The following is an 8,894-nucleotide window of genomic DNA, read 5'->3' on the forward strand; positions in this document are numbered from 1 at the left end:
CGATTGTTTTCGCTTTTCTTTCGGCGCCCACTTCGCTAGGAAGCTGGCTCATCAGTCCGGCGTGTTCCGCCGTGCTGGTAGGGGCGCATTATAGGGAGCCGCGCCGGGATGACAAGGGCTTTTTGCAAAAATGCGTTCGTTTGCTGAAAAAGCGAACTGAACGCCCCAAAACAGCCCCTTGGCACATCTTTTACGCCGCTTTTTTGCTCAACTCTTCGCTTTGTGCCCGGATATAGTTGACCCAGCTGGTTGCCTTCTGCTGCCAGTTATCCTGCTGCTGCAGCTCTCGGGCCAGTTCCAGCGCCTGGGCATACTGCTCCTTATTAAGGTGTGCCTGCACCAGCAGCGCTTTGGCACGATTGCCTTGCTCGCCTTTTACCGACTTGATGGCGGCGAGCTGGGTCATGGCGGCATCTGTCTTGCCCTGTTGCAGCAGCAGTTCGGCGGCGCGCATGGCCGCTTTGGGCTGACCATGCTGGTTGGCCAGCTGTTGCCAGCTATCGACCGCTTGTGACCACTCCCGGGCACCTTCCCACAATTGGGCCAGCAGTTGGCGATTTTCAGCACTTTGCTTCATCTGTCCCTTGGTCATGGCCGCGTCAAGCAGACGGGCACCACGATAAGGCAGCCCTTGCCAGGCATAGAGGCGGATCAGCTGATTGCGGGCAGACGCGTCATCCATCAGTTTTTTGTCGATGGCGGTCTGCAGCAATGCCAACGCCTGATCACCCCGTTTGGCAGAGAGGTTGAGCGACACCGCCTGCTGCCACCATTTGCTCTCTTTGGGTTCGTGGCTGATCAACTCGGCCACCTGATCGGCCGCCACGCCATAACGTTGCTGGGCGGTGAGGGCAGAGAGACGAATAATTGCGGCCTGCTTCTGCCAACCCTTCTTCAACAACTGTTCGCTCTGGCTGGCGGCGTCACCGTACTGCTTGTTGTGGTAATAGAGGCCAGCCAGACGCAGGCGCAGTGCATCGTCTTGCTTGAGAGCCAGCGCCGCCTTGTAGCTGGCAATGGCACCAGACCAGTTGGATTGCTGGGCCTGAATATCGCCGCGCAGTCGCAGCAGCTGGAGCTGTTGCTGCTCGGGCCACTCTTTATAGGCAAGGGCCTGTTCAACATAACGGCTCGCTTGGGCGGTCTGTTGCAGATTGGCTGCCAACGAGGCTTGCAGCTGCGCCAGCCAGGCACGCTCGGCATCGCTATTTGGCTTGAGGACGGATGCCTTGCTCTGGGCTTGTTGCCACTGGCCAGACTGATAGAGCTTCATCACGGGTTCAAGCTGACGGGAGAAGTGAGGGCTGACCTCCATCGCCAGGCAGGCTTGGCCAACCAGGGCCAGCAGACAGATCCAGATCCGCAACATAGTTATGACTCCAGTTTGAATTTGAGCGTGATGACTTGCACCAGCTTGTCGGTGGCGCCCGGTCTCGGCTGATAGCGCCACTTGTTGATCGCCTGAATGGCCGCCCGCTCGAACTGACGTTTGGGCTTAGCCTCAATCACCTCGACATCCTGCACACCACCTTCGGCATTCACGCTAAAACGCAGGGTGACGAATCCTTCGATCCCTGACTGCTGGGCACGATAGGGGTAAACCGGCTCGATCCGTTGCAGCGGCATCAACATGTCACCAGCGCCGATACCCGCCCCTTGCTGCTGGCCGTGGTAATTGCCACTCAATACCGGTGCGGTACTGGTCGCTACACCGGGGGCATAGACCTGCACCGCACTGAGGCTGGAAACCAGATCCAGACTCGGCTCAACGGCCGCCAAGGGGGCCGCTGCGGGCATCGGCAGCGGTGTGGAGGCCAATGCGGCAGGAGGCTCTGGCAGAGGCTCGGGCTCCTGCGGCACCGGACGCTCGCGCACCTGCACCTCGGTCACCTCGTTCTGCATATTGATGACGATGGGCTTCTGCTCGCTCGCCACCTTCTCGCCCCGGGGCGGTTCAACCAAGGTGGCCATGAACAGCAGGATACCCAGACTGAGGGCAATCCCCAGCCCCAGGCTCATCAGCTTGTATTTCATTTCGGCGCCACCGCCACGGCGATATTGGCGATACCCGCCGCCTTGGCCTCATCCATCACCCGCACCACCTTGCCATGGGGCACCCGCTCATCGGCCTGGATAACCAGGCTGGCATCGGGTTGCTCCGCCAGCAGGCGGGCGATGGTGGCCTGTACCCGCTCCACATCGATCTGCTTGCGGTCGAGGAAGATCTGACCCTGAGCCCCGATCGCCAGCATGATGCTGGAAGATTTCTGCGCTTTGGCCTGACTGGCCTGGGGCCTGTGCACCTCGAGCCCGGCTTCACGCACGAAGGAGGTGGTGACAATAAAGAAGATCAGCATGATGAACACGATATCCAGCATGGGGGTCATGTCGATCTGCACTTCGTCACGCTGGCGTTTGGATTGCCGTCTCATTGCATTACCTTCTCTTCTCGCAGGCCGTCCCGGGTCTTGGCTAGCGCACGCTTGGCCTGACTCTCGAGCCGACTGAGTAACAACACGCCGGAGAGCGCCACCACCATGCCTGCCATGGTGGGGATGGTGGCACGAGAGATCCCGCCCGCCATGCTCTCCGGGTTAAAGCGGTTGGCCGCAGCCAACGCATCGAATACGCCGATCATGCCGGTCACTGTGCCCAGCAACCCCAGCATGGGGCAGAGCACCACCAGGGTGCGGATGAAGATCAGATGACGGTTGAGTTCCAGCTCGGCCTGCGCCAGCCAGCGGCTGCGGATTGCCCGTGCGTGCCAACTGTGGCGCTCGCGGCGAGCCAGCCAACGGCCGAGCAGCTGTTGCTGCAAGGGGCCGAACCCCAGATTGAGGTAGAGCAGCCGCTCGATCATCAAAATCCACATCAGCACCAGCAGGGCCAGAATGACCCAGAGCACAGGGCCACCACGGCCCATGAAGCTCTGCAGCTGTTGCCAGATGTCGAGCATCATGCTGCTCGCTCCATCCCGTTGTTATTGCTCTCGGCGCGCTCGGCCAGAATGCCGGCCACCTGCTGCTCAAGTACATTGGAGAGCTCGGTGAAGCGCGATTGCAGCAGGCTGTGGGCCAGGATCAGCGGAATGGCAGCAACCAGGCCCTGTACCGTGGTGACCAGCGCCATAGATATGCCACCCGCCATGATCTTGGGATCGCCGGTGCCAAACTGGGTGATGGCCTGGAAGGTACCGATCATCCCGGTCACGGTACCGAGCAGGCCCAGCATGGGGGCGATGGCCGCGATCACCTTGACCATACCGATGCCGCGCTCCATACGAGGAGTCTCCTGCAGGATCGCCTCATCGAGACGCAGCTCGAGGGTCTCCATGCTCAGCTCGGGGTGTTTGTCTGCCACCGTCAGCACCCGACCAAGGGCGTTGTCGGCATGGTACTCGCCGCTTTTGAGCTGGCGGCGCACCCGACCCAGTTCGCGGGAGAGGCTCCACAACCGTACTGCCGCAATTCCCAAACCGATGGCGGCCAGCAGCACGATAATGGCGCCGACCTGCCCACCTTGCTGTACCTGCTGCCAGAAGGTGGGCGCCTGCGCCAGCATCGCCAGCAGAGTGCCATGAGAAGGATCCAGCGGCAGCGCTTCCCCTTCCTGACCCTGATAAGCCGTAACGGCAGAGAGCACGCTACCGGGTAGACCCAGTACCGGGCTCAGGCCTTCGGCGGTCGGTTGCAGGAAGCCGTCGCTCCCCAGCAGGGCAAAGCTGCCAACCCGGGTCAGTGACTGCTCGCTGGCAGCCCCCTTTGCATCGAGCACCTTGCCGTTGAATTGGGCAATCCGGCCAGATTCTCGGATCTCCTGCAGCAGAGTGGCGGGCAGCAGGGCGAGGGCGGCGCGATCCGGCACCTGTTTATCCTGTGCCATGGCTTTCAGCGGGGCGAGACGCTCCGGGTACTGGCCCTCGACGGCGGATTCGCTCAGCAGCTTGACCGCATCGCTGGCGCTCTGACGGGTGACCGCGAAGATCTCGTTCATGTCGCCGGAGGCTTGCTCCCACTGGGCGTTAAGCTCGACCAGCTGCTTCTCGTTGCTGGCGAACTTGCCAGCCAGCTCCTTGCTCAGGCGCTGGGCCTCGGCCAGTCTGGCGCGGGCAGTGCCGAGCTCCCTGGCAACGGTCGCCAGATCTTGCTGAGCCTGCTGTTCACGAGCCTGTTCCTGCTGCTGCCACTCATCGGCGACAGCGGCGTTGGTACCGCAGAAGAGAGCAATAAGGAGGGGGAACCACTTCATGGTGACTCTCATGATTGGGCCTCCTGAGTACGGCTGACAGAGAGGGGGACATTGAGCAACTGGGGAACTTTCTTGTCGGCGGCCACATCCATCGCCTCGGCGATAGGGGAGAGCCACTGGCTGTCGAGGGCTTGCCACTGCTTAGCCTCGTCAGACCAGCGCCATGCCTGACTGCGATCGGCCGTCATTGCCAGCAGGGAGACCCGGCCCAGCGCCAGCACATCGACCCGACGCGGAGCACCATCCAGCTCCAGCTCGGCGGAATAGCTGTCCATCCGGCTGCCGTACTCGGCTTCAATCTGATAGGCCTGCAGCAGCTGACGGAATTTCTCTGCCTCGCTAACGTCTGCACGGGCCAGGGTCGCTTTCAACTGTTCAACCCGCGCCAGCCGATCTTCCTTGCGCAGCGGGATGTCATTTTGCACCAGCTGTTCCAGATCTGCCTGCATCTGCAACATCAGCGGGATCAAGCCCTGACGGGTCTCTTGCACCGCTTCCAGCTGCTGGCTCAATTTACCCAGCTCATTTTGCTGATCGGCCACCAGAGATTGCATGTAGCGGTTGTAGGCTTCGAGGTCACGCAGTTGCAGCTGGGCGTTTTGCAGCTCCAGTCGTGCGGCAACGGCGGCATCGGCGGCTTTTTCCACCCGCTGCTGGGAGGCTTTCCCGGCAGCTATGCTGTTCTTGAGGGCGGGAGCAACCAGCTCATCCCCGATGGCAGCAAAGTGGACTGACAGTGGCAGCAGGGCCACACCCCATAATTTGTTCATTGAAATACATCTTACTAATGATAACTATTATCATTATCTCAAATGCAGGGCGGACTGGCAACGAGAGGATTTTCTTGGCCTTTATGCACAAAAACAGGATAATTTTTAAGCACGCACGGAATAAGTGGCGCCAATAGCCACCGCACAAATATAAATAACGAGAAAAAATCTTTTCGATCAGTGTGATAGAGATCGAAAAAGGAGAAAGTAATGCTCAACGATGCGATCTGGGAACATATAGACAAGTTCACCAAGGCAACAAAAACCAGCGATATCCAGCAACTGCTGGAGCGCTTCAGTCATCAAATGGGCTTCGATTACTTTCGGCTGCTGATTATTTTCCCCATCAGCATGCAAAAATCCCACGTGGCACTGTTCAACAACTGTCCGACCACCTGGTTTGACGCCTATAGCGAAAACCAGTATCTGACCCAGGACCCGGTGGTCTATCTGGGGCTGAAACAGACCCAGCCGATCTTCTGGAACAAGCTCGACTGCGACTCGCCCTGGCTGCCCAGCGCCAGCCGCGACGTGATGAACCTGGCCGCCGATTTCGGGGTACGCAATGGCGTCTCCTTTCCGCTGCACACCCCGCAGGGGGAGCACGGCATCCTCTCATTCATCACCAAGGAGAAATCCAACTCCGACCTGATGTTTGAAAATGTCCCGCTGCTGTCGTTCTGCGCCAGCTACATCTTCAACTCCGCACTGCAACTGATCAAAAGCAGACCGGATATGATGAAATACCTGACCGAACTGTCGGATCGGGAGAAGGAGTGCCTGTTCTGGGCCAGCGAGGGCAAGACCTCCTGGGAGATCGCCACCATCCTCGGCATCAGTGAGCGGACGGTCAACTTCCACCTGACCCAGGTGACCAACAAGACCGACTCAAAGAACCGCAGTCAGGCCATCGCCAAAGGGATCACCAGCGGCATCATAGTGCCCTCCCTCGACGAGGTCACCATCACCAACCTGCGGCTGTCGTAACCCCTCAGCCGAAACAAAAAGAGCCGCAATTGCGGCTCTTTTTCATTTGAGAGAGTGACTTACTCAACGGTCACTGATTTTGCCAGGTTGCGCGGCTGGTCGACGTCGGTGCCCTTGATCAGGGCGACGTGGTAGGAGAGCAGCTGCAGCGGCACGGTATAGACAATGGGGGCGATCACCTCTTCCACATGGTTGAGGTTCATGACCCGCATGGTCTCGTCGCTCTTGAAGCCGGTATCGGCATCGGCGAACACGTAGAGGATACCGCCACGGGCGCGCACCTCTTCCACGTTGGACTTGAGCTTCTCCAGCAGATCGTTGTTCGGCGCCACCACAATGATGGGCATCTCGGCATCGATCAGCGCCAGCGGGCCGTGCTTCAGTTCGCCAGCGGCATAGGCTTCGGCGTGGATGTAGGAGATCTCTTTGAGCTTGAGTGCCCCTTCCATGGCGATGGGGTACTGGCTGCCACGGCCGAGGAACAGACTGTGCTGCTTGTCGGCAAACTCTTCGGCCAGGGTTTCGATATCCTTGGCCAGCGCCAGGCTCTCTTTAATACGCAGCGGCAGGGCTTGCAGCGCCTTGACCAGTTCGGCCTCGGCGGCGGCGCTCAGGTGACCACGGCAGTGACCGACCGAGGCCACCAGCATCAGCAGGCCAGCCAGCTGGGTGGTGAATGCCTTGGTGGAGGCCACACCAATTTCTGCCCCCGCGCGGGTCATAAAGGCCAGATCCGATTCACGCACCAGCGAGGAGCCCGGCACGTTGCAGATAGCCAGCGAGCTCATGTAGCCGGATTCCTTGGCCAGACGCAGCGCCGCCAGGGTATCGGCGGTCTCGCCGCTCTGGGAGAGGGTCACCAGCAGGCTGTTGGGGCGCACTACCGATTTGCGATAGCGGAACTCGGAGGCGATCTCCACATCGCAGGAGACGCCAGCGATCTCTTCGAACCAGTAGCGAGCCACCATGCCGGAGTGATAGGAGGTGCCGCAGGCGACGATCTGCACGTGCTCGACCTTGTCAAAGATAGCGCGAGCGCCGTTGCCGAACGATTCGACCACCACGTGATCGCTGCCCAGACGCCCTTCCAGGGTATTGGTGATCGCTTTGGGCTGCTCGTGGATCTCTTTGAGCATGTAGTGACGGTATTCGCCCTTGTCACCGGCATCGTGGGAGAGTTCGGACTCCTGCTCTTCACGCACCACGGCGTTGCCGTTGGTATCGAAGATATGCACATCGCGACGGGTCACCTCGGCCACATCACCCTCTTCCAGGAAGATGAAGCGACGGGTCACCGGCAGCAGCGCCATCTGGTCGGAGGCGATAAAGTTCTCGCCGATACCGCGGCCGATCACCAGCGGTGAACCGGAACGGGCAACCACCACGCGGCTGTCGTCGCGGCTGTCCATCACCACGGTACCGTAGGCACCGCGCAGCTGCTTCACCGCAGTCTGCATGGCGGCCAGCAGGCTGCCGGCGCTCTTCAGCTCGTGATGGACCAGATGGGCAATCACCTCGGTATCGGTGTCGGAGCTGAACACATAACCCAGCGCCTTCAACTCTTCCCGCAGCTCTTCGTGGTTCTCGATGATGCCGTTGTGCACCACCACGATATGTTCGGAAACGTGGGGGTGGGCATTGCGCTCGGAAGGCTCGCCGTGAGTGGCCCAGCGGGTATGGGCGATGCCGGTACCGCCGTGGACGGACTGCTCGTCAAGCGCCTTGGCCAGCTCGGCCACCTTGCCCAGACGGCGAACCCGCTGCAACGGCTGGTTGGCGCTGAACACGGCCACACCGGCGGAGTCATAACCGCGGTACTCCAGACGGCGCAGGCCCTCCACCAGAATTTCAGCCACATCACGTTGGGCAACAGCCCCGACGATGCCACACATACACTTCTCCTTGAGATGCAAATCGTAAAGTCAGTTGGATGGTTCAGAGCTCGATGTCAGCAAGTGACCGGGGCGCAGATAAGCGTCACCCCCTGGGCTTGAATCTGTTCTCTGGCCTCGCTGGCCAGCCCCTCGTCGGTCACCAGGGTATGGATGCTCGACCAGGGAAGTTCGAGATTGGGGATCTTGCGGCCGATCTTTTCCGATTCGACCATCACAATGACCTCCCGCGACACCTCGGCCATCACCCGCGACAGGCCCACCAGCTCGTTGAAGGTGGTGGTGCCACGTTCCGGGTCGATGCCGTCGGCACCGATAAAGAGCTGGTCGAAGTCGTAGGAGCGCAGCACCTGTTCCGCCACCTGCCCCTGGAAGGATTCGGAGTGAGGGTCCCAAGTGCCACCGGTCATTAACAGGGTAGGCTCATTTTCCAGCTCGCGCAGGGCACCGGCCACATTGAGGGAGTTGGTCATCACGATGAGGCCGCGCTTGTTGCCCAGCATAGGGATCATGGCGCTGGTGGTGCTGCCGCTGTCGATGATGACGCGGTTGTGATCACGCAGCCGCTCGGCCGCCGCACGGGCAATGGCTAACTTTCGGTTCGAAACTTGTTCAGGATTGGCCTCGACCACCATCTCGCTCGGCAAGGGGACAGCGCCACCGTAACGGCGCAGCAGCAGGCCGCCGGTCTCCAGTACCGCCAGATCTTTACGGATAGTCACTTCGGAGGTAGAAAAGTGTTTGGCGAGGGCGTCGACGCTCACTTCACCCTGCTCTTGTACCAGGGTCACTATGGTGTGTCGGCGTTGTTGAGTATTACGTTTGGTCATTTTTAAGTTTCGATCCGAAAGAACATCGGAATATTAGCCCCTTTTTCGGAAAAATAAAACAGCAAATAGGATCCGATTTGGTTCGATGCCAGAATGGGGTGCCAATTTGCGACGAGGATGCCATGCAAAAGAGAGTCATCTGGCTGGTGGAGGATGAGGCCAGCATC

Annotated in this window: 9 protein-coding genes and 1 pseudogene; 2 read left to right on the plus strand and 8 right to left on the minus strand. The window is 60.0% G+C overall.

Annotated elements, in window-relative coordinates; translation table 11 throughout:
• Positions 1–190: 190 nt before the first annotated feature.
• The 6 genes from AACS18_RS13320 to AACS18_RS13345 are packed head-to-tail and all read right to left on the minus strand — an operon-like array spanning position 191 to position 5,018.
• Complete coding sequence (locus AACS18_RS13320) at positions 191–1,369, minus strand: hypothetical protein (protein ID WP_219927944.1); 1,179 nt, start codon at positions 1,367–1,369, stop codon at positions 191–193.
• A 2-nt stretch (positions 1,370–1,371) separates the two neighbouring features.
• Positions 1,372–2,034 (minus strand): energy transducer TonB, encoded by a 663-nt coding sequence (locus AACS18_RS13325; RefSeq protein ID WP_108611844.1) that lies wholly within the window; start codon positions 2,032–2,034, stop codon positions 1,372–1,374.
• On the minus strand, positions 2,031–2,432 hold the full coding sequence (locus AACS18_RS13330) for an ExbD/TolR family protein (protein WP_005339369.1): 402 nt from the start codon (positions 2,430–2,432) through the stop codon (positions 2,031–2,033). Before AACS18_RS13330 ends, AACS18_RS13325 begins: the two co-directional genes overlap by 4 nt.
• A complete protein-coding gene (locus AACS18_RS13335; protein WP_108611845.1) occupies positions 2,429–2,959 on the minus strand; it encodes a MotA/TolQ/ExbB proton channel family protein in 531 nt (176 codons plus the stop codon). The genes AACS18_RS13330 and AACS18_RS13335 overlap by 4 nt, the downstream gene beginning before the upstream one ends.
• Positions 2,956–4,260 (minus strand): MotA/TolQ/ExbB proton channel family protein, encoded by a 1,305-nt coding sequence (locus tag AACS18_RS13340; RefSeq protein WP_108611846.1) that lies wholly within the window; start codon positions 4,258–4,260, stop codon positions 2,956–2,958. The genes AACS18_RS13335 and AACS18_RS13340 overlap by 4 nt, the downstream gene beginning before the upstream one ends.
• The gene (locus tag AACS18_RS13345) at positions 4,257–5,018 is read right to left on the minus strand and encodes a DUF3450 domain-containing protein (protein WP_181363220.1); all 762 of its coding nucleotides are present in this window, start codon (positions 5,016–5,018) and stop codon (positions 4,257–4,259) included. Before AACS18_RS13345 ends, AACS18_RS13340 begins: the two co-directional genes overlap by 4 nt.
• Positions 5,019–5,228: 210 nt before the next feature.
• Between AACS18_RS13345 and AACS18_RS13350 the strand changes: the two genes are divergently transcribed.
• Entirely contained in the window at positions 5,229–6,005 is a 777-nt protein-coding gene (locus AACS18_RS13350) for a helix-turn-helix transcriptional regulator (protein ID WP_005357256.1), read from the plus strand.
• A 59-nt stretch (positions 6,006–6,064) separates the two neighbouring features.
• On the opposite strand, the gene glmS is transcribed toward AACS18_RS13350, so the two are convergent.
• Positions 6,065–7,897, minus strand: coding sequence for a glutamine--fructose-6-phosphate transaminase (isomerizing) (gene glmS / locus AACS18_RS13355; RefSeq protein WP_005355853.1), 1,833 nt, complete (start codon positions 7,895–7,897; stop codon positions 6,065–6,067).
• 56 nt (positions 7,898–7,953) lie between these two features.
• Positions 7,954–8,727 carry a DeoR/GlpR family DNA-binding transcription regulator gene (locus tag AACS18_RS13360; RefSeq protein ID WP_005339356.1) on the minus strand — a complete coding sequence of 258 codons (774 nt, stop codon included), beginning with the start codon at positions 8,725–8,727 and terminating at the stop codon, positions 7,954–7,956.
• A gap of 77 nt (positions 8,728–8,804) precedes the next feature.
• Between AACS18_RS13360 and AACS18_RS13365 the strand changes: the two are divergent.
• Positions 8,805–8,894: pseudogene (locus AACS18_RS13365) on the plus strand (two-component system response regulator CreB); the annotation flags it as partial.

It is taken from the genome of Aeromonas sp. HMWF015, assembly GCF_963878965.1.
GTDB lineage: Bacteria > Pseudomonadota > Gammaproteobacteria > Enterobacterales > Aeromonadaceae > Aeromonas > Aeromonas veronii.